Source organism: Serratia sp. ID 25-353 (assembly GCF_054792795.1).
This window is the reverse complement of the sequence record NZ_CM139236.1, coordinates 4,736,789-4,761,896: the sequence shown is the minus strand read 5'-3', so window position 1 is coordinate 4,761,896 and position 25,108 is coordinate 4,736,789. Positions and strand designations below refer to the sequence as shown.

General features: G+C 61.2%; 23 protein-coding genes. 14 read left to right on the top strand and 9 right to left on the bottom strand.

What is annotated here, in order from left to right; genetic code table 11:
- Positions 1–11 precede the first annotated feature (11 nt).
- The 3 genes from hslR to ACYF6X_RS22870 all read right to left on the bottom strand — a co-directional run bounded on the left by hslR (position 12) and on the right by ACYF6X_RS22870 (position 3,330).
- Positions 12–419 (bottom strand): ribosome-associated heat shock protein Hsp15, encoded by a 408-nt coding sequence (gene hslR / locus ACYF6X_RS22880; protein WP_015379306.1) that lies wholly within the window; start codon positions 417–419, stop codon positions 12–14.
- Positions 416–1,096 (bottom strand): GMP/IMP nucleotidase, encoded by a 681-nt coding sequence (gene yrfG / locus ACYF6X_RS22875; RefSeq protein ID WP_063991699.1) that lies wholly within the window; start codon positions 1,094–1,096, stop codon positions 416–418. Before yrfG ends, hslR begins: the two co-directional genes overlap by 4 nt.
- A gap of 98 nt (positions 1,097–1,194) precedes the next feature.
- On the bottom strand, positions 1,195–3,330 hold the full coding sequence (locus ACYF6X_RS22870) for an intracellular growth attenuator family protein (protein ID WP_130018330.1): 2,136 nt from the start codon (positions 3,328–3,330) through the stop codon (positions 1,195–1,197).
- A 445-nt stretch (positions 3,331–3,775) separates the two neighbouring features.
- Between ACYF6X_RS22870 and nudE the strand changes: the two genes are divergently transcribed.
- Positions 3,776–4,330 carry an ADP compounds hydrolase NudE gene (nudE, locus tag ACYF6X_RS22865; RefSeq protein ID WP_015379304.1) on the top strand — a complete coding sequence of 185 codons (555 nt, stop codon included), beginning with the start codon at positions 3,776–3,778 and terminating at the stop codon, positions 4,328–4,330.
- A 52-nt stretch (positions 4,331–4,382) separates the two neighbouring features.
- Here the strand turns inward: nudE and mrcA are convergent, their stop codons facing one another.
- On the bottom strand, positions 4,383–6,941 hold the full coding sequence (mrcA, locus tag ACYF6X_RS22860; protein WP_063991697.1) for a peptidoglycan glycosyltransferase/peptidoglycan DD-transpeptidase MrcA: 2,559 nt from the start codon (positions 6,939–6,941) through the stop codon (positions 4,383–4,385).
- A gap of 121 nt (positions 6,942–7,062) precedes the next feature.
- On the opposite strand from mrcA, the gene pilM reads away from it, so the two are divergent.
- The 12 genes from pilM (at position 7,063) to trpS (ending at position 17,089) form a co-directional block, all read left to right on the top strand.
- Entirely contained in the window at positions 7,063–7,896 is an 834-nt protein-coding gene (gene pilM / locus ACYF6X_RS22855; protein WP_130018331.1) for a pilus assembly protein PilM, read from the top strand.
- Positions 7,896–8,435, top strand: a complete 540-nt coding sequence (locus ACYF6X_RS22850) for a PilN domain-containing protein (RefSeq protein ID WP_130018332.1) — start codon at positions 7,896–7,898, stop codon at positions 8,433–8,435. The genes pilM and ACYF6X_RS22850 overlap by 1 nt, the downstream gene beginning before the upstream one ends.
- The gene (locus ACYF6X_RS22845) at positions 8,428–8,922 is read left to right on the top strand and encodes a hypothetical protein (protein WP_130018333.1); all 495 of its coding nucleotides are present in this window, start codon (positions 8,428–8,430) and stop codon (positions 8,920–8,922) included. Before ACYF6X_RS22850 ends, ACYF6X_RS22845 begins: the two co-directional genes overlap by 8 nt.
- The gene (locus ACYF6X_RS22840; RefSeq protein WP_130018334.1) at positions 8,915–9,274 is read left to right on the top strand and encodes a HofP DNA utilization family protein; all 360 of its coding nucleotides are present in this window, start codon (positions 8,915–8,917) and stop codon (positions 9,272–9,274) included. The genes ACYF6X_RS22845 and ACYF6X_RS22840 overlap by 8 nt, the downstream gene beginning before the upstream one ends.
- Positions 9,271–10,515, top strand: coding sequence for a DNA uptake porin HofQ (gene hofQ, locus ACYF6X_RS22835; RefSeq protein WP_130018335.1), 1,245 nt, complete (start codon positions 9,271–9,273; stop codon positions 10,513–10,515). Before ACYF6X_RS22840 ends, hofQ begins: the two co-directional genes overlap by 4 nt.
- Before the next feature lie 349 nt (positions 10,516–10,864).
- The gene (aroK, locus tag ACYF6X_RS22830; RefSeq protein WP_004391482.1) at positions 10,865–11,386 is read left to right on the top strand and encodes a shikimate kinase AroK; all 522 of its coding nucleotides are present in this window, start codon (positions 10,865–10,867) and stop codon (positions 11,384–11,386) included.
- A 106-nt stretch (positions 11,387–11,492) separates the two neighbouring features.
- The gene (aroB, locus tag ACYF6X_RS22825) at positions 11,493–12,593 is read left to right on the top strand and encodes a 3-dehydroquinate synthase (protein WP_063991692.1); all 1,101 of its coding nucleotides are present in this window, start codon (positions 11,493–11,495) and stop codon (positions 12,591–12,593) included.
- A gap of 156 nt (positions 12,594–12,749) precedes the next feature.
- Positions 12,750–13,763, top strand: a complete 1,014-nt coding sequence (locus tag ACYF6X_RS22820) for an SPOR domain-containing protein (protein WP_130018336.1) — start codon at positions 12,750–12,752, stop codon at positions 13,761–13,763.
- Between the two features lie 84 nt (positions 13,764–13,847).
- Entirely contained in the window at positions 13,848–14,660 is an 813-nt protein-coding gene (dam, locus tag ACYF6X_RS22815) for an adenine-specific DNA-methyltransferase (RefSeq protein WP_063991690.1), read from the top strand.
- Between the two features lie 50 nt (positions 14,661–14,710).
- On the top strand, positions 14,711–15,388 hold the full coding sequence (gene rpe / locus ACYF6X_RS22810; protein WP_004930320.1) for a ribulose-phosphate 3-epimerase: 678 nt from the start codon (positions 14,711–14,713) through the stop codon (positions 15,386–15,388).
- Positions 15,381–16,079: a phosphoglycolate phosphatase gene (locus ACYF6X_RS22805; protein ID WP_033631918.1), complete on the top strand. Its 699-nt coding sequence runs from the start codon at positions 15,381–15,383 to the stop codon at positions 16,077–16,079. Before rpe ends, ACYF6X_RS22805 begins: the two co-directional genes overlap by 8 nt.
- Before the next feature lie 2 nt (positions 16,080–16,081).
- A complete protein-coding gene (gene trpS, locus ACYF6X_RS22800; RefSeq protein ID WP_063991688.1) occupies positions 16,082–17,089 on the top strand; it encodes a tryptophan--tRNA ligase in 1,008 nt (335 codons plus the stop codon).
- A gap of 51 nt (positions 17,090–17,140) precedes the next feature.
- On the opposite strand, the gene cysG is transcribed toward trpS, so the two are convergent.
- From cysG to nirB, 4 genes are read right to left on the bottom strand one after another with little or no spacing between them, the layout of a single operon-like run.
- A complete protein-coding gene (gene cysG, locus ACYF6X_RS22795) occupies positions 17,141–18,544 on the bottom strand; it encodes a siroheme synthase CysG (RefSeq protein WP_130018337.1) in 1,404 nt (467 codons plus the stop codon).
- Between the two features lie 50 nt (positions 18,545–18,594).
- Complete coding sequence (gene nirC, locus ACYF6X_RS22790) at positions 18,595–19,395, bottom strand: nitrite transporter NirC (protein ID WP_063991686.1); 801 nt, start codon at positions 19,393–19,395, stop codon at positions 18,595–18,597.
- Between the two features lie 16 nt (positions 19,396–19,411).
- Positions 19,412–19,738, bottom strand: coding sequence for a nitrite reductase small subunit NirD (gene nirD / locus ACYF6X_RS22785; RefSeq protein WP_063991685.1), 327 nt, complete (start codon positions 19,736–19,738; stop codon positions 19,412–19,414).
- The gene (gene nirB / locus ACYF6X_RS22780; RefSeq protein ID WP_130018338.1) at positions 19,735–22,284 is read right to left on the bottom strand and encodes a nitrite reductase large subunit NirB; all 2,550 of its coding nucleotides are present in this window, start codon (positions 22,282–22,284) and stop codon (positions 19,735–19,737) included. The genes nirD and nirB overlap by 4 nt, the downstream gene beginning before the upstream one ends.
- Positions 22,285–22,587: 303 nt before the next feature.
- On the opposite strand from nirB, the gene ACYF6X_RS22775 reads away from it, so the two are divergent.
- Entirely contained in the window at positions 22,588–23,856 is a 1,269-nt protein-coding gene (locus ACYF6X_RS22775; RefSeq protein WP_369919485.1) for a cytosine deaminase, read from the top strand.
- Between the two features lie 54 nt (positions 23,857–23,910).
- Here the strand turns inward: ACYF6X_RS22775 and tsgA are convergent, their stop codons facing one another.
- On the bottom strand, positions 23,911–25,095 hold the full coding sequence (gene tsgA / locus ACYF6X_RS22770) for an MFS transporter TsgA (RefSeq protein ID WP_130018340.1): 1,185 nt from the start codon (positions 25,093–25,095) through the stop codon (positions 23,911–23,913).
- Positions 25,096–25,108: the final 13 nt, after the last annotated feature.

Below are 25,108 nucleotides of genomic sequence, written 5' to 3'. Positions count from 1 at the left end.
GCGGTGAGGGGTTATTCCGGCTCACCAAATTTAAATTTCATCAGGTCGCGCCGCTCCTTTTTGTCCGGACGACGGTCCGGATGCGGCATGGTCAACGCGTTCATCTTGCGCGCCAGCGCCATTTTTTCGCGGTTGGCGATGCTGGCTTCGGTTTCCTGATACATTTGCTGCGCCTCGCCGGCGCCGCGGCGTTGGCTGGTCAGCGCCAGCACGATCACCGTACGTTCTTCGTTGCCCTGCCGCAGTTTGAGCTCGGCGTTGAGTTCGACAATCTTGCTCGGCTTGCCGCGCTGGCCGTTGTAATGCACCTTGCCGCCGTCGATCATTTCGCGCGCCAGCGCGCGGGTCTTATAGAAGCGTGCGGCCCACAGCCACTTATCCAGCCGGACCGCGTCGTCGCGCGTCGCTTTTTCCTTCATGCTTCCCCCTTGGCCAGCGCCGGTATCAGCAGGCGATAGTCGCGCATCGCCGGATGGCGCTGGAAGCTTTTCTCCGCCGTGCTGGAGTCCGGGTTTTGCACGCCCAGGCAGTAACGAATGCCGAAAGTGCGCGCCGCGTCGAGGATCGGCTCGCCGTCGTCGACGAACAGCGTGCGCTGCGGATTGAATCCGGTGTGCTGCTGCACCGCTTGCCACAGACGCTGATCTTCTTTCGGATAACCAAATGTGTGGGTGGAAAACAATAAATCAAGGTGCCGATCGAGGCCGGTATGCTCGATTTTCACCGCCAGGCTGTGCGGATGGGCGTTGGTCAGCAAAATGGTGTGCAGACCGGCGTCGCGCAGCGCCCGTAAAAACGGCTCGGTGTCTTCGCGCAGCCGGGCGCGGCTGCCGACTTCGCTGGTCATGCGGTAGATATCCAGATCCAACCGTTCGCTCCAGTAATCGAAGCAATACCAGTTCATGGTGTGCTGCACCGCCTGATATTCCCGCTCAATGATATGGCGGGCTTCGTCGAACGGAATGGCGCGCCTTTCGCTCAGCGCCTGCGGCACCAGGCTGAGCCAAAAGTGGCTGTCGAACTCCAGATCCAGCAAGGTGCCGTCCATATCCAGCAGCACGGTATCGATCTGCGGCCAATCAAACTCGGGAACCATAAAAACTCCACGGGCGGACCGACGGGCGGTCCGCGGATGAGAATAATAGCGTTAGCGTAGCATAAGCAGATGACAGGGCGGAGGCCCCGGCGTCAGGTTCAGGCCATCGGCCGCATCGACATCGGATTGAGCTGCGGATTGAAGCAGCTGTCGTAGTAACGCTGGATATCGGCGACGCGGTGCTGATTGATGCGCCGACGCTGCACCAGCCGCCAGGCGTTATAGCCCAGGCTGACGACCACCGCCAGCAACAGCAGGCTGGTACCGAGGTAGCGCCACAGGGTTATCATGTCCGGTTCGCTGTGCAGCGCCACGTGGCGGGTGCCGTTGGCATCGACGCTGAGGCTGGTGATCACCCCCTGCGCCTGGAACGGGGTATGCAGCAGCAGAGTGGAAAGACGCTGCAGCTCATTCCACTGGTCGAGGGCGTTGTATTCGCTCTGCGGCACCGACGGCTGCGGGTGGCTGACCAACTGGCGGCCTTCGTCACTGCGGATCAGGAAACCGCCCGGCGGCGGGCTGTTGAGCGCCGCGGCGGCCAGGCGCGTTTCATTGAAGATGAACGATGACGTGGCCACTTTGGTCAGGCTTTCCAGCGACTCGGCGCTCACCGGGCGCAGCAGGACGTTGACGCCTTGCAGCGCGCCGGACCTGGCGCGTTTCACCAGGCTGCTCCAGTTTTTGGCGTTGCCCAGGTTGACCAAGGCGTTCTTCAACCGCACGCAGTCGTTTTCTGTCTGGCACAAATCCTGTGTTTTCAATACGATATCAGAGAAGTCATCCAGCAGGATCATGCCGGATTTCTCGATGGCGCTGGCCAGCTGCGGGTTGACCTTCTGATCGGCACCGCTCGGATGCAGCTGGCTGTTGACCGTGGCCAGCAGGGCCGTCGCTTTGTCTATGACTTCCGATTCCGGCTGCGGCAGCGGGGCGGCATTGTTCCAGTAAATGCCGGAGCAGTCGAACGGCGCAAAATTGACGGCGCCACCCCCGTTGGCCGGCGGCGGCACATAGCACATGCCGCTGCCGCGCACCTTCAGCGTGTCGCCGATCCGCAGCGGCGTGGCTTCCAGTGCTTGCACGCTGGTCACTTCCACTTTTTGCGCGCCCTGCAACCAGGCCATGCTGAGGGTCAGCGGCAGGTTGAGCGGGATATAGATCAGCAGCAACAACAGCACCAGCGCCGAGCTGGCGACCAGCACCGCGTTGCGGCCCCACTGCTGCAGCGGGAAGTTTTTCACTTCGTCATGCAGCGAGAGGAAGCGCCCCTGGCGCACCACCTGCCGATTGAGGTAGACGTCCACATCGGTGGTCTTGCCCAGGTCCTGCGTCAGGTACGGCTGCCAATGCGGCGGGTAGATAAGATCGATGATACCGAGCGAAATGTTGCTGATCTGCCCCTGGTCGGATTCGCCGAACAGGCCCCAGCGCTTCGGCGTGCCGCGCAGACAGTGGATCTCTTTCAGCTCGCGTGACGCCGGACGGCGGAACAGGTTCCAGCATCCCCAGGCGATCATCAGCACCGCCACGAAAATCATCCAGGGGATCACCAGCACCGGGCTTATCAGGCTGAAGAACAGCAGCAGCAGCGCGGCGGAGATGATGACGGCTTCACGGATGCCGTTAGGCCGGTTCAGCGCATGCTCTTCCGGCGTTTCCTTGCGAATATTGACCAGCTCGACATGCTCGCTCTCTTCCTTGCGGATAGACGCGTTTTTGGTCGGCGTGGCGGTCACCACCGGCGGCTGTGGTCGGTCGTGAATATGATCTTTCAGCGAGTGCCCGTTGAGCGAAATCACCAGCGGCAGCGTCTGGGTTCTGATCACTTCCACATGGTTGTCGGCGGTGATATAGGGTTCCCAAAACGGCGGCAGATGCACCTCTTCAGCGTCGAGGTAATAGCGCCATTTATTGGGATCGTCGCTGGCCAGCCCGTAGCGGGTAATGGCATGCGTGACGGGATAAACGTTATCACTTTGCGGGGTGAGGGCCAGTTTGGCCGCGGGCAGCGTAGCGCCGCCACCGGGCAACAGCTTGTTGCTCAGCTTGTTTTGCTGATTGAGATAGAACTCGACCGCGGCGCGCTCTTCGTCGGTCAGCTTGCGGTGGGCGGGCTTGATAAATGGCAACGCGTGCGCCAGCGCCGATGGGTTACGCGCCTTGAACCATAGGTACAGGCCGGCGGCAATCAGGCAGACAAGCACTAAGGCCAATATCAACACTATTGTGCTCATGCAATCCCCATCTCACACCCGTGAATTTCGCCAACCTGATGAAAAGGTGAATATTATACGGAGTAAACCGCCAGGAGGCACCCAGAACTAATGAGGGAACAAACAGATTCTCGCTCTGGATCTCATTCCTTCATGACGCAAGGCCATTTTATCACTGATTCTTGCCTGCGTGATACTAGCAACCGGCCTCTGCCGTCGATATCGGTATTATCCTATTTTCTTGCACGCTGTTTGCTGAATCAGTACGGAAAATCGCCGGCCGCTGGCTACGCTTGTTAAAAGAAAGTAAATTACTGTTCATGCTCGTTGCGGCGGAGCTTGCCCTTAACGCACAATGTGATCAGGATCGAATTTGGTCAGCGTTTGAGCGCCAACGAGCCGTGCGTTACGCCAATCATTATTTCGGTTGCCCCGTCCACGCCTGGGTAACCTCTTTGAGGCAATCATGGATAAACACCTGCAAAAACCTAAAATTCTGAAAGTGGAAACGGTCGCGCGTTCGCGTTTGTTCAACGTCGAGTCGGTCGATTTGGAATTCAGCAACGGGGTTCGGCGGGTGTATGAGCGCATGCGGCCTTCGGATCGCGAAGCGGTGATGATCGTGCCGGTGATTGGCGATGACCTGCTGCTGATCCGCGAATATGCGGTGGGCACCGAATCCTATGAGCTGGGGTTCCCGAAAGGGCTGATCGATCCCGGTGAGGGCGTGCTGGAAGCGGCCAATCGCGAGCTGATGGAAGAGGTGGGATACGGTGCGAAGCGCTTTGATTTTCTCAGCAAGCTGACGATGGCGCCATCCTATTTTTCCAGCAAAATGAATATTGTGCTGGCGCACGATCTCTACCCGCAGAGCCTGGAAGGGGATGAGCCGGAGCCCTTGCCGCAGGTGCGCTGGCCGATCGCCAACATGATGGCGCTGTTGGCGGAACCGGATTTTCGTGAGGCGCGCAACGTCAGCGCGCTGTTCCTTTCCGAGGCGTTTTTGCGCGCTTCGCGCTGATACGCTTCGCGCCGAATAAAAAAAAGGGCCAGATTTCTCTGGCCCTTTTCGATCAGAACAGCTCGTGGCTTTCACCGCCCGGATCGGTCAACGTGGTGCCGGTATCGCGCGATGGGTAGTCCGTCGGCTGAGTTCCCTCAATGAAGTACTCGGAACGGCTGCCGCCGCCGCCGCCAGAGAGCTTGCCGCTGCTTTTGTCGATGGTGACGCTGATGATGCCCGGCGGCGGCGTGACTTTCTGCTCCGGAATGCCTTCCAGCGCGGTCTTCATGAAGTCGTCCCACGCCGGCTGGGCGCTCTTGGCACCGCCTTCGCCGCCGGAAATCTGATCCGGGATGGCGCCGGATACCGTCGAACGGCCCAGGTCGCGGCGGTGATCGTCGAAACCGATCCACACTGAGGTCACGGTATCTGGGCCATAGCCGGAGAACCAGGCGTCCTTGGAACTGTTGGTGGTACCGGTTTTGCCGCCGATATCATGACGTTTCAGATCGCGCCCGGCGCGCCAGGCGGTACCCATCCAACCCGGTTCGCCGAAGATGTTGCTGTTCAGCGCGTCGTGGATCAGGAAGGCCAGCTGTGTGCTGATGACGTGCGGCGCAAACTGTTGGTCGCCGTCCTGTTGCACCTGAGCCGGGGTGACCTGCTCCAGCTGCGGCATCGGCACCGTGCTGTTGTTGCCTTCCTGCGAGGTGGCGACGTTTTCGATATTGTCGTCGGACAGCACCGCCGAACGGTGGGTGTCGCCGTAGATCACCGGCAGGTTACAGCTGCTGCACACCACTTTCGGTTTGGCTTCGAACACCGTATTGCCGTTGTCGTCTTCAATCTTGGTGATGAAGTACGGGTCGACCAGGTAACCACCGTTCGCCAGCACCGCGTAGCCGCGCACCAGCTGCATCGGGGTGAAGGAGGCGGAACCCAGCGCCAGCGATTCGGTATGCACGATATTCTGCGCCGGGAAGCCGAAGCGCTGCAGATATTCCGCCGCGTAGTCGACGCCCATCGCGCGCATCGCGCGCACCATCACCACGTTCTTCGATTGCCCCAGACCCTGCCGTAGGCGAATCGGGCCGTCGTAGGTCGGCGGCGAGTTCTTCGGCCGCCAATCGGTGCCGGCGCCGGCATCCCAACGGGTAATCGGCAAGTCGTTCAGAATAGTGGCCAGCGTCAGGCCTTTATCCATCGCGGCGGTGTACAGGAACGGTTTGATGTTCGACCCCACCTGGCGCAGAGCCTGCGTGACGCGGTTGAATTTGCTCTGGTTGAAATCGAAACCGCCGACCAGCGCTTTCACCGCGCCGTCGTTCGGGTTGATCGAGACCAGCGCCGAGTTGACGTCCGGCACCTGCGACAGCCACCAGGCCTCGTTCACTTTACGCACCCACACCTGCTGGCCGGCCTGCACCACGTCGGTGACGCGTTTCGGCGTTGGGCCTTGCTGCGTGTCTGAACGGTATGGCCGCGCCCAGCGCATGGTCGCCATCGGCAGGGCAATGCTGCTGCCGTCGGCCAGCATCGCCGTCGCTTCCTGCGGGTTGGCGGCGGTGATCACCGCCGGCGCCAGCGGGCCGTAGTTCGGCAGGTTTTTCAGCGAATCGACAATCTGTTTGCGATCCCAGGCCGCTTCGCCGACTTTCCACAATACGTTGGACGGGCCGCGGTAGCCGTGGCGCATGTCATAGGCCAGCACGTTGTTGCGCACCGACTCCTGCGCCGCCAGCTGCAGCCGTTTGGTGACGGTGGTGTAAACCTTGTAACCGTCGGTATAGGCGTTTTCACCGTAGCGCTTGATCATCTCCTGACGCACCATCTCGGAGAGATACGGCGCGGAGAAGCTGATTTCCGGCGCATGGTAATTGGCGACCAGATCTTCGGAACGCGCCTGATCGTACTGCGCCTGCGTGATGTAGTGTTCGTCCAGCATGCGCGACAGCACCACGTTGCGACGGGCAACGGCGCGATCGTGCGAATAGAGCGGGTTGAAGGTGGACGGTGCTTTCGGCAGGCCGGCGATGGTCGCCATTTCGCTCAGGGTCAGTTGGCTGACGTCTTTGCCGAAATAGACCTGCGCGGCGGCGCCCACGCCGTAGGCGCGGTAACCCAGATAGATCTTGTTCAGATACAGCTCAAGGATTTCATCCTTGGTGAGCATTTGCTCGATGCGTACCGCCAGGAAGGCTTCCTTGATTTTACGCATCAGGGTGCGTTCCGGGCTTAAGAAGAAGTTACGCGCCAGCTGTTGGGTAATGGTACTGGCCCCCTGCGAAGCGTGGCCGGAGACCAACGCGATGGAGGCGGCGCGGAAGATGCCGACCGGATCGACGCCGTGGTGATCATAGAAGCGGCTGTCTTCGGTGGCGATGAATGCGTGCACCATCACCGGCGGAATTTGATCCAGTTTCAGCGGAATGCGGCGCTTCTCGCCGTATTGGGCGATCAGTTCGCCATCGGCGCTGTAGACCTGCATCGGTATCTGCAGTCGCACATCTTTCAGCGTTGCGACGTCGGGCAGCTGCGGCTCGACATATTTGTACAAGCCGAAAATCGAGGCTGCTCCCAGCACGATGCAACATACTGCAAGGATTAGTAAATACTTTACGAACTTCACCTGAGATTTCCCATTTCTAAGTCATTTGGGCAGTTTATAAACAACCGCGCGGTAGTATAAAGGCAAGCCTGCGACATGGATATGTTCTTTTATCATCTGATGTTATGGAGGCTTGCGAAACATGTTCCCTCAAGCATGGCAGGTGGGGCTGGATATACAAATCGACTGCGTGCGGGCGGTGGCGGCCCAACGCCGCCGCAACGGCTGGCAGTTGCGCCACTGGTGGCAGCAAGCGCTGCCGCAGGCGGTTTTACGTGACGGCTGTCTGGAACCTACCGAATTCCTGATCCGGGTGCTGCGGCAATGGCGCGTCCAACTGCCGCGACATATTTCCTTACGCATTGCCCTGCCGGCGCAGCGCGTGTTGCAGCAGCGCATGGCGCGGCCGGACGCGCGGCTGCGCGAACCGGAACGCAGCGACTATATCGGTGGCCACGGTTTGAAGCAGTTTCCGCTCGACGGCCAGACGCTGGCGCTCGACTATCGCGCCGCACCGGCGGATGAGGCGGCGCTGCTGTTGACCGCCGCGCGGCGGCGGGAGCTGCAGCAGTGGCTGCATTGTCTGCGTCAGGCCGGCCTGTATCCACAAGCGGTCGATATCACCCCCTGCGCGCTGCGGATGATGGCGACGGCGGCAGGCGTGCCGCCCGCCGCGGGGCTGATGCACCGTCTCGAACGAGAATGGCTGTGGGTGGCGCCGGCCGACGGCGCGTTCGCCTTTGGCCTGGCACCGGGCGACGATGACGCGCAGGCGCTGCGGGCACTGCAAGCCCAGATGCCGGCGGGCGACGATCGGCCGGTCTATGCTGGCAGCGTACTGGCGGGAGCCTTGCCCGCCGGTTGCCTTGCCTGGTCGCCGCTCAGCGCCTTCACGCAGCTGCGTCCGCCGTTGCCTGCGCATCCTTCGGCGTTCGCGTTGGCCGGTGGTCTGGCGCTGCGTGAGGAGGATCGCTGATGTATCAGGTCAACTTTATGCCCTGGCGCCAGCGCCGCGATCGTCGGCGCGGCTATTTCTGGCTGGGCGTGCTGCTGTTGCAGGTAACGGCGCTGCTGCTGGCACTGTTCCTGGTCGCCGGCCAGCTGCGTCACCAACAGGCGCAGCGGCAGGCGCGGCTGGCGATGCTGGGTGAAGAGCTGGCGGCATTGACGTTGCTCGTCCGTCAGCAGCAGCAAGAGCGGGCGCAGCGAGTGCTGCACAGCGCCCGCGCCGAACGGCAGGCGAGCAACGCCCAACATAACCGGCGTTATTTGCAGCTGCTGCAGCAATTGTCCTCCAGTATCCCTCCACCGCTGTGGCTCACGGCGTTGGACAGCGATGCGGTGAACGGCCTGCGGCTGCGTGGGTTGAGCCGCTCTCCTGCGGCCATCACGCAGTTCGAACGGCGGCTGGCGGGGATACCTGCGATGCCACGGCTGCGTTTGGCTGAGGTGGCGCAACGCGAAGACGGCCTGTACTCCTTTCATCTGGCGGCGCAGTGGGGGCGTGATGGATAGCCGTTTGTCATCCGGGCTGCGCCTCTGGCTGAGCTTGCCGGGCTGGTTATTGCTGCTGTCGCAAGGGCTGGGCATCGGCACGCTGGCGCTGTTGGGCGGCGGTTGGCTGCTGCAGGACGAATGGCGTCAGCGGGAAAGCGCGGCGGAGCGGCAACAGCGCCTGTTGCAACAGATCGTCATGGTGCAACGCCAACTGGACGAGGCGCCGGAAACCGCTATCCCGGCGGCGCCGCTTCCGCCGACCACCACCGGCGATCTGGCGAGCGTGCTGCAACGGGCGGGAGGCGCTTTGCTACGCTGGCAGCGGCAGGAGAAACCGCCGCGGCAAACGCTGAGCTTGCGCATTGACTACGCCGGTTTGCTGGTGCTGCTGGAGGCGCTGCCCGCCGATTTACGCCTCGAGCAACTGAGCGTGGAGACGCCGCCCCTTGGCATGACGGCGCGGTTGGTTTTGCAGGATGCCACCGAGGAGCAGGCCGATGAGTAAAAGACCCGGCCGCTGGTGGTGGCTGCTATGGCCATGGGCCTTATGCGCTGAACCGCGCGACCCGTTTGCGCCGCCTCCGCTGCCTGTTTGTGCCCAAACGGCGGCATCGCCGGCAGGCTGGCGACTGAAAGGCGTCATCGGGCAACCGACGCTGCGCTATGGCTGGGTGGTGACGCCGGCGGGGCAATGGTTGCGCCTGCGGCCGCCGCAGCGGGTGCTGGCCGAGCGCTGGCAGGTGACGCAGGTGCAGGCGCGCAGCCTGACGTTAACGGCGCTGGCGGCCGAACCGGATTGCCCGGCGAGCCAGGGCGACATCTCGCTGATGATAGACAACAAGGATGGCAAACCATGAAAGGACGCGCTGGACTGGGCATGGCGCTGTGGTGCCTGGCGCTCGGCGCCTCACAGGCGCAGGATAAACAAGTTATTTCGCTGGAGTTTCAGGATGCGCCGGTCACGGTCATCCTGCAGGCGCTGGCGGATTATCGGCAGATGAACCTGATCGCCGCGCCCGGCGTGAGCGGCAACCTGACGCTGCGGCTGGAGAATGTGCCCTGGCCTCAGGCGCTGGCGCTGACCCTGCGCATGGGCAAGCTGACGATGACGCGGGAGGGCAACGTGATGCTGATCTCGCCGGAGCCGGATGCGCAGGAAAAAAGGCAGCAGCGAGAGGCGCTGGCGCAGCGGCAACCGCTGCACAGCCTGACCCTGACGTTACAGAACGGCGATGCGGCGGAGATTGCCGAAAGCCTCAATGCCCAACGCGGCGCCTTGCTCAGCGAGCGGGGCAGCGTGCTGGCGGATAAGCGCACCAATACGCTGCTGCTGCGCGACACGGCGCCAATCCTGGCGCAGTTGAAAAAACGGGTGACGGAAATGGACGCGCCGCTGGCACAGGTGCAACTGGCGGCGCATATCGTGACCATCAACAGCGAAAGCCTGCGTGAACTCGGCGTGCGTTGGGGGTTGGCGGCCGACGACAGGCCAGCGCAGCCGCTGCGGCCGGGCAATCTCGGCGTTAACCTGCCACTGGAGCGCAGCGCGGTGAACGCCGGTTTCCATCTGGCGCGCATCAGCGGGCGTTTGCTGAGCCTCGAGCTGACGGCGCTGGAGCAGGAGAATCAGGTGGAGATCATCGCCAGCCCGCGTTTGCTGACGGCGCACCTGCAAACCGCCAGCATCAAACAGGGGACGGAGATCCCTTACGAAGTGTCGAGCGGCGCCAGCGGTGCGACCGCCATCGAGTTCAAAGAGGCGGTGCTGGGCATGGAGGTGATGCCGAAAGTGTTGCCGGACGGGCGCATCACGCTGACCTTGCACATCAGCCAAAATATGCCGGGGCGCGCCATCAGCCGCGGGGCGGGGGAGGCATTGACCATCGATAAACAGGAGATTAAGACGCAGATCACGGTGAAAAGCGGTGAAACCCTGGTGCTCGGCGGCATTTTTCAACGGCATAGCGGCAAGACGGCGGACAAGGTACCGGGATTGGGGGATGCGCCGTTATTGGGAAGCTTGTTCCGACAAAGCGGCGCACAACAGAAAAAACGCGAGTTGGTGATCTTCATTACGCCGACCCTGATTAAGGGATAAGCGTCTGCCTGTCAGCCGGACGGCAAATCTCCTAAAGTTGATGAGCAGATACACTTTTTTATCCCCTTGGGGGGATCTGCGTTTGACGCTGCGGCCGATTTAGCTTACAAGGGTTACCGAATTGAGCACCGAGGTTTTTTGTTAGCGTCAAGACGCCGTTAAAAACATATGGTTTCCCTCCCGCGGCGTGGATTGCGATTTATTCGGTTGCCAAACTACCAAGAGTGTTGAGATAATTTTTCGTCTGATCTCGCACTATCGCTCATGAGGTTTCAGTTTAGGTCCCGCCGCTGATTTGATTGGCGGGGCGGGTTAACATTAACGAATTGTCTTAGTAATACCGAAAAACATGGCAGAGAAACGCAATATCTTTCTGGTTGGGCCTATGGGTGCCGGCAAAAGCACTATTGGCCGTCAGTTAGCTCAGCAACTCAATATGGAGTTCTTCGACTCCGATCAAGAAATTGAGCGACGTACCGGAGCTGACGTGGGCTGGGTATTCGACGTGGAAGGGGAAGAAGGTTTCCGCGATCGTGAAGAAAAAGTCATTAATGAACTGACGGAAAAACAAGGGATTGTGTTGGCGACCGGCGGCGGTTCGGTGAAGTCGCGCGAAACGCGCAACCGTCTGTCCGCGCGCGGTGTGGTGGTCTATCTGGAAACCACGATCGAGAAACAACTGGCTCGTACCCAGCGTGATAAAAAGCGCCCGCTGCTGCAGGTTGATTCTCCGCCGCGTGAAGTGCTGGAAGCCTTGGCGAAAGAGCGCAATCCGTTGTATGAAGAGATTGCCGATGTCACCATCCGCACCGACGATCAGAGCGCTAAAGTGGTTGCCAACCAGATCATCAACATGCTGGAAAGCAACTGATTGCCGATTTTCGCGTTCGCCGTCGGCCAATGCGGAAAACTGATTTGTGTTCCCCGCTGTTGCGGGGAGCAACCACCGCCGCACCATACAGAGAACTGAGCGCGACATGGAGAGAATTACTGTAACGCTTGGGGAGCGCAGCTACCCGATTACCATCGCCGCCGGATTGTTTAACGATCCGGCTTCTTTTATGCCGTTGAAGGCGGGTGAGCAAGCGATGTTGGTCACCAACCAGACCCTGGCGCCGCTTTATCTGGAGCGTGTCCGGCAGGTGCTGGAGCAGGGTGGCGTCGTGGTGGATCAGGTGATCCTTCCCGATGGTGAGCAGTACAAATCTCTGGCGGTGTTGGAGCAGGTGTTTTCGGCGCTGCTGGAAAAACCGCACGGGCGCGATACCACGCTGATCGCCCTCGGCGGCGGCGTTGTCGGCGATCTGACCGGCTTTGCCGCCGCGTGCTACCAACGCGGCGTGCGCTTCATTCAGGTTCCCACCACGCTGTTGTCGCAGGTGGACTCTTCCGTAGGCGGCAAGACCGCCGTCAACCACCCGCTCGGCAAAAACATGATCGGTGCTTTCTATCAACCCGCTTCGGTGGTGGTTGATCTGGATTGCCTGAAAACGTTGCCGACGCGTGAACTCTCTTCCGGCCTGGCTGAAGTCATCAAATACGGGATCATTCTCGATCGCGCATTCTTCGTCTGGTTGGAAAATAACATTGATGCGCTGATGGCGTTGGATATGCAGGCGTTGGCCTACTGTATCCGCCGCTGCTGTGAACTGAAGGCTGAGGTCGTGGCCGCCGACGAACGCGAAAGCGGCCTGCGCGCCTTGCTGAATCTGGGCCATACTTACGGCCATGCCATCGAAGCCGAAATGGGCTACGGCGTATGGCTGCACGGCGAAGCGGTGGCTGCAGGCATGGTGATGGCGGCGGAAACCGCACACCGTCTCGGCCAGTTCTCGGTTGAAGACATCGAACGCATCAAAGCGCTGCTGCTGCGCGCCGGCTTGCCGGTCTGCGGGCCGCAGGAAATGACGCCGGAATCCTATCTGCCGCACATGTTGCGTGACAAGAAAGTGCTGGCGGGTGAACTGCGTCTGGTGCTGCCGACCGCGATCGGTGCGGCGGAAGTGCGCGGCGGCGTAGGGCATGAGCTGGTGCTGGCGTCGATCGCCGCCTGCCTGCCTGAGCAGCAGCGTAATTAAATCGGACCAAGTAACAGTGGCTTAGCCGCCATTTGCATCTATATTAATACAGTGAGCAGAGCACGACGGGTGTCGCTTTGCCATCATCGGGTTAATCTGCCCGTGCCACGGTAGGTCTACGGTGGTGGGCTTTTGCCTCTAGTTGGAGGGTTTCAGATGGACGAGTTTAAACCGGAAGACGATCTCAGACCTGATAGCAGCGATCGTCGTCCTACGCGTTCGCGCAAGCCGGCAGCCGCGCCGCGCTTCGCCGTTTCGCGTCAGCATTTGATGATTGGCATCGGCATTTTGGTGCTGTTGCTGCTGATTATCGGCATCGGTTCCGCCTTGAAGGCGCCGACCAAGCATGAGGCGGCTCAGGAGAGTGCTGCGCAAAACGGCGCGGCCCGCGATATTAACCTGTCCGGTTCTTCGTCGCTGACCACCGCCAACAACGGCGTGCCGGGCGGCACCACGGATACCCACGACAACAATGGCGTGAGCGCGACTCAGCCACAGCAACCGCAGAACGTCAGCGTTCCGCCGATTTCCGGCACGCCGACCGAAGCGCAAACTCAGCCTCAACAAGGCGGTGCGCAGCAGCGCGTCGATCTGCCGGGCAACATGGCGGATGCGCTGTCGCAGCAGCAGGGGCAGGTGGATGCCGCGACCCAGGGCGTGACCGGCGCAGCGTCGACGCTGCCGACCGCACCGGCGACGGTGATGAGCGGCGCCGCAGCGCGCGAAGCGACGCGTCCTGTGCAGGGCACCGCGCCGCAACAGCATAAAACGCCGGCGAAAACCGCCGCCACCAAACCGACCGCGACGCAGCATAAATCACCGACCACGGTGTATACGCCGCCGGCCAAACCGTCTTCCACCGCGAAAGCGGGAGCGGTCGCCAGCAGCGGCAGTTCGCTGCAGTCTGCGCCGGGCAGCCACTATACCTTGCAACTGAGCAGCGCTTCGCGTTCCGATACGCTGAACGCCTATGCCAAGCAGCAGAAGTTGCAGAACTACCTGGTGTACGCCACCAAGCGTGACGGCAAGCCGTGGTTCGTGCTGGTGAGCGGCAACTATGCGTCTTCCGCAGAAGCGAAGCGCGCCATTGCTTCGTTGCCGGCGGATGTGCAGGCGAAAAAACCGTGGGTCCGACCTGTACACCAAGTGCAGCAAGATCTTAAAAAATAAATCATTTAAATTTGTGCGCTGATGTGCTGTCTGAAACAGAGTACAATCCGCCGCTCTGAATTGTATAAGTAGCTAATTGACGGCATGAAGAAAAACCGCGCTTTTTTAAAATGGGCTGGTGGAAAATACCCGCTGGTAGATGAGATTCGTCGCCATCTGCCGGCGGGAGACTGCTTAATCGAGCCCTTCGTGGGTGCGGGATCTGTCTTTCTGAATACGGATTACGACGCCTACATTCTCGCCGACATCAATAGCGATCTTATCAACCTGTATAACATCGTTAAGCTGCGCACGGATGACTTCGTGCGCGATGCCCGCACGCTTTTCGCCGATGAATTCAATAACTCGGATCAGTTTTACCTGCTGCGAGAAGAGTTCAATACTAGCACCGAGCCTTACCGCCGGGCGCTGCTGTTCCTGTACCTGAACCGCCACTGCTATAACGGCCTGTGCCGCTATAACCTGCGCGGCGAGTTTAACGTGCCGTTTGGCCGGTACAAGAAACCGTACTTCCCGGAAGAAGAGCTCTACTGGTTTGCCGAAAAATCGCGCAATGCCACTTTTGTCTGCGAGCATTACCGCGATACCATGGCGAAGGCCGTGGCCGGTGCCGTGGTGTATTGCGATCCGCCTTATGCGCCGCTGTCGGCGACGGCGAATTTCACCGCTTACCACACCAACAGCTTCAGCATCGCCGATCAGCAAAGCCTGGCGAAATTGGCGCACCAGCTCTCGGTAGAGAGCCAGGTACCGGTATTGATCTCCAATCACGATACCGAGCTGACGCGCGACTGGTACCAGAATGCTGCGCTGTATGTGGTGAAAGCGCGCCGCACAATCAGCCGCAACATTCTCGGCCGCAGCAAAGTGAACGAGCTTTTGGCGCTGTATCGCTAAGCCGGGGCACCCCGGCGCATAACAACTCGACCCTACGTTTGGAGAAGCGGATGAAAAAGTTTTTGATTGCCCCGTCCATTCTGTCGGCAGATTTTGCCCGGTTAGGTGAAGATACCGCTAACGTGCTGGCCGCAGGCGGTGACGTGGTGCACTTCGACGTGATGGACAACCACTACGTGCCCAATCTGACCATCGGTCCGATGGTGTGCGAAGCGCTGCGCAACTACGGCATTACTGCGCCGATTGACGTGCACCTGATGGTCAAGCCGGTGGATCGCATCGTGCCTGATTTCGCCAAGGCCGGCGCGTCTTATATCTCTTTCCACCCCGAAGCTTCCGAGCATGTCGATCGCACCATTCAGCTGATCAAAGAGCACGGCTGTAAAGCTGGCCTGGTATTCAACCCGGCGACGCCGCTGAGTTATCTCGATTACGTGATGGATAAAATCGACGTGATCCTGCTGATGTCGGTCAACCCGGGCTTCGGCGGCCAGTCGTTCATCCACGGTACCCTGGACAAGCTGCGCCAGGTGCGCAAGCTGATCGACGACAGCGGTCGCGATATCCGCCTGGAAGTCGACGGCGGCGTGAAGGTGGATAATATTGCCGAAATCGCCGCCGCAGGCGCCGATATGTTCGTCGCCGGTTCCGCCATCTTTGGCCAGCCGGACTACCGCAAGGTGATCGACGAGATGCGCAGCGAGCTGGCGAAGGTTACTCATGGCTGATTTCGGCGCGATCCGCGCATTGGCCTTCGATCTGGACGGCACGCTGGTCGACAGCGCGCCGGGCCTGGCGGCCGCCATCGATATGGCGTTGGAAGAGACGGGCTTGCCGCAGGCGGGTGAAGAACGGGTTGGCACCTGGATCGGCAACGGCGCCGACGTGCTTGTGCAGCGCGCGCTGCGCTGGGCGGAAGCGGAAGGCTCGCCGGAGCAGTGCAGCCGGCTGCGTGAACGCTTCGACCATTTCTACGCGCAGACCGTCGACAGCGGCAGCCGCTTGTTCCCGCAGGTGCAAGAGACGCTGGCCCGACTGGCCGCGCACGGTTACCCGATGGCGTTGGTGACCAATAAGCCGACACCGTTCGTGGCGCCGCTGTTGGCATCGTTGGGCATTGGCGACTATTTCTCGCTGGTGATCGGCGGCGATGACGTGACGGAAAAGAAACCGCACCCGGCGCCGTTGTACCTGGTGCTCGGCAAGCTGGGGTTGCGGGCGCATGAGCTGCTGTTCGTCGGCGATTCGCGCAACGATATTCAAGCCGCGCAGGGCGCCGGTTGCCCAAGCGTCGGCTTTACCTACGGTTATAACTACGGCGAATCGATCGCCCTGAGCCACCCCGATCGGGTGTTGGAGCGCTTCGCCGATTTGTTGCCCGCTCTTGGGCTGTCATCTTTAGAGAATCAGGAAATTTAAACATGAGTAAGCCCATCGTATTTAGCGGCGCGCAGCCGTCCGGCGAACTGACCATCGGCAACTACATGGGTGCGCTGCGTCAGTGGGTGCAGATGCAGGACGACTACGACTGCATCTACTGCATCGTCGATCTGCATGCCATCACCGTGCGCCAGGACGCCGAGAAGCTGCGCAAGGCCACGCTGGATACGCTGGCGCTGTACCTGGCCTGCGGTATAGATCCGGAAAAAAGCACCATCTTCGTGCAGTCGCACGTGCCTGAGCACACGCAGCTGAGCTGGGTGCTGAACTGCTACACCTATTTCGGCGAACTGAGCCGCATGACGCAGTTCAAAGACAAATCCGCGCGCTACGCGGAGAACATCAACGCCGGGCTGTTCAGCTATCCGGTGCTGATGGCGGCGGATATCCTGCTGTATCAAACCAACCAGGTGCCGGTGGGCGAAGACCAGAAGCAGCACCTGGAACTGAGCCGCGACGTGGGGCAGCGTTTCAACGCGCTGTATGGCGACGTGTTCAAAGTGCCGGAGCCGTTTATTCCTAAATCCGGCGCGCGCGTGATGTCGCTGCAGGAGCCGACCAAGAAGATGTCCAAGTCGGACGATAACCGCAACAACGTGATCGGCCTGCTGGAAGATCCGAAAGCGGTGACCAAGAAGATCAAACGCGCAATGACCGACTCGGAAGAGCCGCCTGTCGTGCGTTACGACGTGGTCAACAAGGCGGGCGTCTCCAACCTGCTGGACATCCTCGCCGGCGTGACCGGCAAGAGCATCGCGCAGCTGGAAGCCGAGTTCGAAGGCCAGATGTACGGCCACCTGAAAGGTGCGGTGGCGGACGCCGTCTCCGGCATGCTGGGTGAGCTGCAGGAGCGCTACCACCGCTTCCGCAACGACGAAGCCTATCTGCAGCAGGTGATGCGCGACGGCGCCGCCAAGGCCCGCGCACGCGCGCAGGAAACCCTGGCGAAGGTCTATCAGGCCGTCGGTTTCGTGCCGCCGCAGGCGTAACGCCGGCGCAAATAAAAAAAGCGGCCACAGGCCGCTTTTTTTACGTCGGTATCACGCCATTTGCGCCAGGCCGGAGGGCGATGCCTCGCTGGTGAACCAGTTGAGCTTGCTGCGCAGGCTGACCACGCTGCCGACGACGATCAGGCTGGGGCTGGCGGCCTGTAGTGACAAGACGCCCAGTTGACCGAGCTTGCCTTCGATCACCCGCTGGCGGCAAGAGGTGCCGTTTTCTACCAGCGCCACCGGCGTGTTGGCCGGCAATCCGTGTGCGATCAGCTGGCGCTGGATTTCCGCCGCTTGAGATAGCCCCATATAGAACACCAGCGTCTGTTGCCCGGCGGCCAGCGTCGCCCAATCCAATCCACCGTCGGCCTTGGCGTGCCCGGTCACCAGGCGGACGCTCTGCGCATGGTCGCGGTGGGTGAGCGGGATGCCGCTGTAGGCGGAACAGCCGGAGGCGGCGGTAATGCCCGGCACCACCGAGAACGGCACGTTGGCGTCCGCCAGCGTCTCCAGTTCTTCGCCGCCGCGGCCGAAGATAAAGGGATCGCCGCCCTTCAGGCGCACCACGCGTTTGCCTTGCTGCGCCTGCTGCAGCAGGATTTGGTTGATCTGCTCCTGCGGCACGCAGTGGTGGCCGGCGCGTTTGCCGACGAAGATGCGTTCGGCGTCGCGGCGCACCAGCGTCATGATCTCTTCGGAGACCAGCCGGTCGTAAACCACCACGTCGGCCTGCTGGATCTGTTGCAGCCCTTTCAGCGTCAGCAAGCCGGCATCGCCCGGCCCGGCGCCCACCAGTACCACTTCGCCGCGATCTTCCGGCTGTTCGCTGAACAGCTGCTCGAGCTGGCGTTCGGCCAGCGCGGCGTCATCGTTGGCCAGCGACTGCGCCAGCCGATCGTGGGCGAATAACCGTTCCCAGAAGCGACGGCGCGCGCCGAGGCTGCTGAAACGTTGTTTTACCCGCTGCCGCAGTGAGCCGCCCAACTGGGCCAGCTTGCCGAGGTGCTGCGGCAGCATCGCTTCCAGCTTCTCGCGCAGCAGTCGCGCCAGCACCGGCGCTTTGCCGCCGGAGGACACTGCGACCATGATCGGCGAACGATCGATGATAGACGGCATGATAAAGCTGGCGCGTTTCGGATCGTCCACCACGTTGCAGAACACCCGTTGCTGGTTGGCGCACTGGTACACCAGTGCGTTGACTTCCAGCCGGTCGGTAGCGGCGATCACCAACCATTTTTCCGCCAGCAGGGCCGGGCTGAATTCGCCCTCGGTCAGCGTCAGCAGGCCTTCTGCCGCCCACTGGTGGAACTGCGGGCTGAATGCCAGGGCGTTGACGGTCAGCGCCGCGCCGGCGTCCAGCAGCAGGCGCGCCTTGCGTTCGGCGATCTCGCCGCCGCCGACCAGCAGGCAGGCTTTATGTTGCAGTTGGCAGAAAATCGGCAGGTAGTCCATCGGCACTCCTCGGGATAATCAGTGTGGGGGCGAAGTGCGCCCCCGAAAACTCAGGCGGTCTGACGTGCGGCGGCTTTCGCCGCCTGCGGGCGTTCGGCGCGCGGCGTAGCGTACCAATACCCCAGACCCATCAGCACCGAGCCGGACAGGATATTGCCCAGCGTCACCCACAGCAGGTTGTGGCCGATGCCGGCGAGGGTGTAGGCCTCGCTGTGGTTGCCGAACCAGGAGAGGGCGAACAGCGTCATGTTGGCGACGGAGTGTTCGTAACCCGAGGCGATAAAGGCCAGCAGGCACCACCAAATGGCGATGAACTTGGCGGCGCCTTCTACGCGGATCGCCATCCAAATCGCCAGGCAAACCAGCCAGTTGCACAGCACCCCCTTGAAGAACAGCACTTCTGCCGGCGCGGTGGTTTTCGCCAGCGCGGCGCTGTGCACCAGGCTGGTATCCACCGGCAGCAGGCTGCCACCGCCGTAGTAATACATCAGCGCCACCAGCACCGAGCCGAGCAGGTTGCCGAGCCAGGTTTGCGGCAGCACCGCCCACATCTGGCTCTGGCGGATGGTGCCTGCCTTGACGCCGAGCGTCAGGAACATCGTATGGCCGGTGAACAGCTCGGAACCGGCGATGATCACCAGCGTCAGCGCGATGCCGAAGGTGGCGCCCATCACCAGCGGCCGCACGCTTGGGTCGACCAGGTTGCCGAGGGTGAAGATCAGGATGATGCCGAGGCCGACGTAGGCGCCGGCCATCGCCGAGCTGATCCAGAAGCCGAGCGGGCTCTCCTTCGCCAGGCGAACGATGCGCGCCGCGTTGGCGGCGCATTTGTTGAGGGTGTCGGTAAACATGTTGCCTCCCGAAAGGTTATGCCGCGACTTGGACGATGCCGTCGACCACCCGGCTGGCGAAGCGGGCGACGGAACGGCTGTCGTCTTCCAGACAGTGGCCGTCGTACAGGCGGAAATGCTGCTTCTTCAGCGGGCTGGCGACCCACAACTCACCCTGATGCTCGGCGATGAGACCGCGCGACAGCACGCTGGCCTGGGCGAACGGGTCGATATTGCTGATGGCGAACACCTGCTCGTCGGCATAGGGGCGGAACACCGCCACCTGCCGATCGCCGATCAGGGCGCACACGCCGGTGCCGGGCAGAATGTCGGCGACGGGACAAACGGTAATCCACTGGCTCATGCGTGGCTCTCCTCGGTATCGATCAGGGTGACGGGAATGCGTTCGTCAGGGCGCGCCGGGCGGTGCTGGTCGCGTTCGGCCACCACCTGCACATTCGGATCGCGCAGCGGGCTGTTGATGAAGTGGGCGAAGCGCAGCTGCGTTTCCGGATGCTCGACGGTCTCTTTCCACTCGCAAATCACCGCATCGCGCAGGCGGGCGATCTCCGCTTCCAGCTGGTCGTTGATGCCGAGCTTGTCGTCGATGATCACCTTGCGCAGGTAATCGATGCCGCCTTCCAGGCTCTCCAGCCACACCGAGGTGCGCTGCAGCTTATCGGCGGTGCGGATATAGAACATCATGAAGCGGTCGAGGTAGCGCACCAGCGTCTCGCGATCGAGGTCGGCGGCCAACAGGTCGGCGTGGCGCGGTTTCATGCCGCCGTTGCCGCACACATACAGGTTCCAGCCGTTCTCGGTGGCGATGATGCCGACGTCCTTGCCCTGTGCTTCGGCGCATTCACGGGTGCAGCCCGAGACGCCGAACTTCATTTTGTGCGGGGTGCGGATGCCTTTGTAGCGATGTTCCAGGGTGACGCCGAAGCCGACGCTGTCGCCGACACCGTAGCGGCACCAGGTGCTGCCGACGCAGGTTTTCGCCATGCGCAGCGCCTTGGCGTAAGCGTGGCCGGTTTCAAAGCCGGCGGCGAGCAGCTTGCGCCAGATGGCCGGCAGGTCGTCTTTCTGCGCGCCGAACATACCGATGCGCTGTGAACCGGTCATTTTGGTGTAGAGGTTGTATTCCTTGGCGATCTGGCCGATGGCCAGCAGGCCGTCCGGGGTGATTTCGCCGCCGGCGGAGCGCGGGATCACCGAGTAGGTGCCGTCTTTCTGGATATTGCCGAGGAAGTTGTCGTTGGTATCCTGCAGCGGCGTATGCTGTGGCTTGAGGATATATTCGTTCCAGCAAGAAGCCAGCAATGAGCCGACGGTCGGTTTACACACTTCGCAGCCGTAGCCTTTGCCGTATTTGGCCAGCAGCGCCTCGAACGACTTGATCCCTTCGACGCGGATCAGGTGGAACAGCTCCTGGCGCGAGTAGGCGAAGTGTTCGCACAGGTGATGGTTGACCTCGATGCCTTGCTTGCTCAGCTCGGCGTTCAGCACCTGGGTGAGCAGCGGGATGCAGCCGCCGCAGCCGGTGCCGGCTTTGGTTTCGGCCTTCAGCGCCGCCACGGTGTGGCAGCCTTTGTTGACCGCCTGGATAATGTCGCCTTTGCTGACGTCGAAGCAGGAGCAGATCTGCGCGCTTTCCGGCAGCGAATCCACGCCGATGGCCGGTTTGCTGCCCGCGTGGGCCGGCAGGATCAGGCCGTCCGGGTTTTCCGGCAGCTCGATGCCGTTCAGCGCCAGCTGCAGCAGGTTGCCGTAATCGCTGGTGTCGCCCACCAGCACCGCGCCGAGCAGGGTTTTGTTGTCGGCGCTGACCACGATGCGTTTGTAGACTTCTTTGCTTTCATCCAGATAAACGTAGCTGCGGGCACCCTCGGTGCGGCCGTGGGCATCGCCGATGCCGCCGACGTCCACGCCCAGCAGCTTCAGCTTGGCGCTCATGTCGGCGCCCTGGAAGCCGTTTTCGCGGCCCAGCAGGTGATCGACGGCCACCTGCGCCATTTTGTAACCCGGCGCCACCAGGCCGAAGGTGCGATCGCGCCAGGCAGCGCACTCACCGATGGCGTAGACGTCCGGATCCGACGTCTGGCAGCTGTCGTTGATGGCGATGCCGCCGCGGCGGCCAATCTCCAGCCCGCACTGACGCGCCAGCTTGTCCTGGGCGCGGATGCCGGTGGAGAACACGATGAAATCCACTTCCAGCAGGCTGCCGTCGGCGAAATGCATGGTTTTGCGCGCCGTGCCGCCGCCGTTGACGATCTCCTGGGTATTTTTGCCGGTGTGTACCTTGACGCCCATGCGCTCGATCTTGCGGCGCAGCTGGTCACCGCCCATCGGGTCGAGCTGTTCGGCCATCAGCACCGGAGCGAACTCGATCACGTGCGTTTCCACCCCCAGGCTTTTCAGCGCGCCGGCGGCTTCCAGCCCCAACAGCCCGCCGCCGACTACCGCGCCGCGTTTGCTGCGGCGCGCGCAGGCTTCGATGGCGTTCAGGTCTTCGATGGTGCGGTAAACGAAGCAGTCCTGGCTATCCGAGCCTTTAATCGGCGGGATCCACGGATAGGAGCCGGTGGCCATGATCAGCTTGTCGTAATAGACGGTGCGGCCGGTGTTGGAGTGGATCACCTTCTCGTCGCGATTGATGGTGATAGCGCGCTCGCCGACCAGCACCTTCACGCCGTGTTTTTCGTAAAAGCCTTCGCGCACCAGCGACAGCTCTTCGGCGGTGTGGTGCGAGAAGTAGGAGGAAAGGTGCACGCGATCGTAAGCGATGCGTGGCTCTTCGCAAAATACGGTGATGTCGAATTGGTCTTTGTCTGCTTTATCCAACAGATCTTCGATGAACCGGTGGCCGACCATGCCATTGCCGACGACGGCAAGTTTGACTCTGCTCATTATTGCCTCAAAATTCTGGTTTCCTAGGCTTACCTTATCTCTCCCAATGGGCAATTTATTGATGCAAATCAATCACACCCTCATATACCTCTAACGTGGTATATGGATGATTTTTCACGTTTTTTGATAAGTTGCGGATTTTATTCACCTTTAGCTGAAGCGAGTCAGTTTTCCTGCAAACTACCCCGCAGGGAGTAAACGTTGGGGGTAGGCAGGCAACGGCGACTTTGTCAGCGCGATCCGCTGCCAGTATGATGAAGAAAACCAGTGCAACAGCCGAGGTGAAAGGTGGCGAAACGTCCATTGAAGTTTATCGACAACCTGCGTTTAAGCGGGCATGAAGGATTGTGGCAACTGGCGATCGAACAGGGGCGCATCGCGCATCTGGTGCCGCAGCCGGAAGGCCAGGAGTGGCGCAGCGACGCGTTGGATGCGCAGGGCGGGTTGGCACTGCCGGCGTTCGTCGAACCGCATATTCACCTGGATACCACGCAAACCGCCGGCCAGCCGGCCTGGAACCAGTCCGGCACGCTGTTCGAGGGCATTGAGCGCTGGGCCGAACGCAAAGCGTTGCTGACCCATGAAGACGTCAAACAGCGCGCCTGGCAAACGCTCAAGTGGCAGATCGCCAATGGCGTGCAGTATGTGCGCACCCACGTCGACGTTTCCGATCCCACACTGACCGCGCTGCGTGCCATGCTGGAGGTGAAACGGGAGGTGGCGCCCTGGGTGACGCTGCAGATCGTCGCCTTCCCGCAGGAGGGGATCCTTTCCTATCCCAACGGCGAAGCGCTGCTTGAAGAGGCGCTGCGGCTGGGGGCCGACGTGGTGGGCGCCATTCCGCACTTCGAATTCACCCGCGAATACGGCGTGGAGTCGCTGCATAAGGCGTTCGCGCTGGCGCAAAAATACGATCGGCTGGTGGACGTGCACTGCGATGAAATCGACGACGAGCAATCGCGCTTCGTCGAGACCGTGGCGGCGCTGGCGCTGAAGCTGGAGATGGGCGAGAAAGTCACCGCCAGCCACACCACGGCGATGCACTCTTACAACGGCGCTTACGCCTCGCGGCTGTTCCGCCTGCTGAAAATGTCCGGCATCAACTTCGTCGCCAACCCGCTGGTGAACATTCACCTGCAGGGGCGTTTCGACAGCTACCCGAAACGGCGCGGCGTGACGCGGGTGAAGGAGATGCTGGAGGCAGAGATCAACGTCTGCTTCGGCCATGACGACGTGTTCGATCCCTGGTACCCGCTCGGCACCGCCAACATGCTGCAGGTGCTGCATATGGGGCTACACGTGTGCCAGCTGATGGGCTATGGCCAGATCGACGATGGGCTGAAGCTGATCACCCACCACAGCGCGCGTACCCTTAACCTGAGCGACTACGGCCTGGCGGCCGGCAACAGCGCCAACCTGGTGATCCTGCCGGCGGAAAGCGGCTTCGACGCGGTGCGCCGCCAGACGCCGGTGCGTTATTCGATTCGCCAGGGGGCGGTGATCGCCGAAACGCGGCCGGCGGAAACCACGCTGCATTTGCAGCAGGATGAGACGGTGGATTTTCGGCGCTAAGGCGCAAAAAAAGGGCGCCTTACGGGCGCCCTTGGTACATTTAATAAAAAGAAATCAGTGCGTCACGTGGCCGTGGCTGCGGTGTTTGGTCACAAAGCCCAGCAGCAGACACATCACGAACACCGCCAGGTACAGGCCGTTGGCGGTGGTCAGCGCCGCGTGCGCGCCGCCTTTCGCCACGATCGGGCCGGTGACCACGAAGGTCAGCATGGTGCCGATGGTGCCGCAGGTCAGGATAAAGTTGACCAGCTTCGGCGAGGAGACCTTGGTCTGCAGCGAGCCGAGGGTGATCAGCGTGGTGTAGATGGCGCTGGAAACGAAGCCCAAGGCCATGATGTAGTAGCCCAGGTGCTCCGGGTTGTCGGTGCTAACGAACAGGTACATCGCGCCGGTAGCCAGTGCGGCCAGTACGGTAACGATGCGCTGCAGATCGAAGAAGCGCAGGATGCAGCTGAACACCCACATGCCGACCATGTAAGAGGTCCAGAAGTCGCTCACCAGCTTACCGGCCTGGCCGATGTCCATGTTGAACGACTTGGTGGCGTACTCAGGCACCCACTGAATGAAGCCCAGCTGGCCGAGGATGTAGCACAGCGCGGCGATCGACAGGAACAACACACCGATGCCCCATTTTTCTTTCTCGACCGGCTGACCGGCGTCGGCGCCTTTTTTGCCCAGCACCGGGAATTCGGAGAACAGGGTCAGCACGAAGATCCCCACGTACAGCAGGCCGATGCAGGCATAAACCCAGTACCAGCCGATATGGCGGGCCAGCAGCATCGCGGCGACGATCGGGAAGATCATCCCGGCCATGCTAAAGAAAGAGTCGGTGAACAATAGGCGCGAACCGCGCTGGCGGCCGGCATACATGTGGGTGATCAGGAAGGTGCCGATCGACATGGTGATACCGCTAACCACGCCGAGGATAAACATGCACAGCGAGAACATGGTCAGGCTCTTGCCGAGCATCAGCCCTGCGACCGCCAGCACCATCAGGACAAAGCCGAAGATCAGCTGACGCTTCAGCGGGATGATTTCCATCAGCCAGGCATTGAGGAAGATCGAAATCAAAATACCGGCGTTGAGGAAAGTAAAGGTGTTACTCATGCTGGAAACCGGCAGATTAAAGTACTCTGCAATGTTTCCCATCACCATCCCTGTGACGATCACTAAAGCACCGGTCAGCGCGTACGAAAAGAAGCTGATCCAGGTAAGCCGTATGCGGTTACTGTCATTCATTGTATAGGCCTGA

Bases quoted from the DNA above. Each gene is read 5' to 3' on its own strand.
- ACYF6X_RS22850 (WP_130018332.1), top strand. From the start codon at position 7,896: ATGTATCAGGTCAACTTTATGCCCTGGCGCCAGCGCCGCGATCGTCGG.
- ACYF6X_RS22805 (WP_033631918.1), top strand. From the start codon at position 15,381: ATGGCTGATTTCGGCGCGATCCGCGCATTGGCCTTCGATCTGGACGGC.
- yrfG (WP_063991699.1), bottom strand. From the start codon at position 1,096: ATGGTTCCCGAGTTTGATTGGCCGCAGATCGATACCGTGCTGCTGGAT.
- trpS (WP_063991688.1), top strand. From the start codon at position 16,082: ATGAGTAAGCCCATCGTATTTAGCGGCGCGCAGCCGTCCGGCGAACTG.
- dam (WP_063991690.1), top strand. From the start codon at position 13,848: ATGAAGAAAAACCGCGCTTTTTTAAAATGGGCTGGTGGAAAATACCCG.
- ACYF6X_RS22870 (WP_130018330.1), bottom strand. From the start codon at position 3,330: ATGAGCACAATAGTGTTGATATTGGCCTTAGTGCTTGTCTGCCTGATT.
- rpe (WP_004930320.1), top strand. From the start codon at position 14,711: ATGAAAAAGTTTTTGATTGCCCCGTCCATTCTGTCGGCAGATTTTGCC.
- tsgA (WP_130018340.1), bottom strand. From the start codon at position 25,095: ATGAATGACAGTAACCGCATACGGCTTACCTGGATCAGCTTCTTTTCG.
- aroB (WP_063991692.1), top strand. From the start codon at position 11,493: ATGGAGAGAATTACTGTAACGCTTGGGGAGCGCAGCTACCCGATTACC.
- cysG (WP_130018337.1), bottom strand. From the start codon at position 18,544: ATGGACTACCTGCCGATTTTCTGCCAACTGCAACATAAAGCCTGCCTG.
- nirD (WP_063991685.1), bottom strand. From the start codon at position 19,738: ATGAGCCAGTGGATTACCGTTTGTCCCGTCGCCGACATTCTGCCCGGC.
- aroK (WP_004391482.1), top strand. From the start codon at position 10,865: ATGGCAGAGAAACGCAATATCTTTCTGGTTGGGCCTATGGGTGCCGGC.
- ACYF6X_RS22840 (WP_130018334.1), top strand. From the start codon at position 8,915: ATGAGTAAAAGACCCGGCCGCTGGTGGTGGCTGCTATGGCCATGGGCC.
- nirC (WP_063991686.1), bottom strand. From the start codon at position 19,395: ATGTTTACCGACACCCTCAACAAATGCGCCGCCAACGCGGCGCGCATC.
- hslR (WP_015379306.1), bottom strand. From the start codon at position 419: ATGAAGGAAAAAGCGACGCGCGACGACGCGGTCCGGCTGGATAAGTGG.
- nirB (WP_130018338.1), bottom strand. From the start codon at position 22,284: ATGAGCAGAGTCAAACTTGCCGTCGTCGGCAATGGCATGGTCGGCCAC.
- hofQ (WP_130018335.1), top strand. From the start codon at position 9,271: ATGAAAGGACGCGCTGGACTGGGCATGGCGCTGTGGTGCCTGGCGCTC.
- ACYF6X_RS22845 (WP_130018333.1), top strand. From the start codon at position 8,428: ATGGATAGCCGTTTGTCATCCGGGCTGCGCCTCTGGCTGAGCTTGCCG.
- nudE (WP_015379304.1), top strand. From the start codon at position 3,776: ATGGATAAACACCTGCAAAAACCTAAAATTCTGAAAGTGGAAACGGTC.
- pilM (WP_130018331.1), top strand. From the start codon at position 7,063: ATGTTCCCTCAAGCATGGCAGGTGGGGCTGGATATACAAATCGACTGC.
- ACYF6X_RS22820 (WP_130018336.1), top strand. From the start codon at position 12,750: ATGGACGAGTTTAAACCGGAAGACGATCTCAGACCTGATAGCAGCGAT.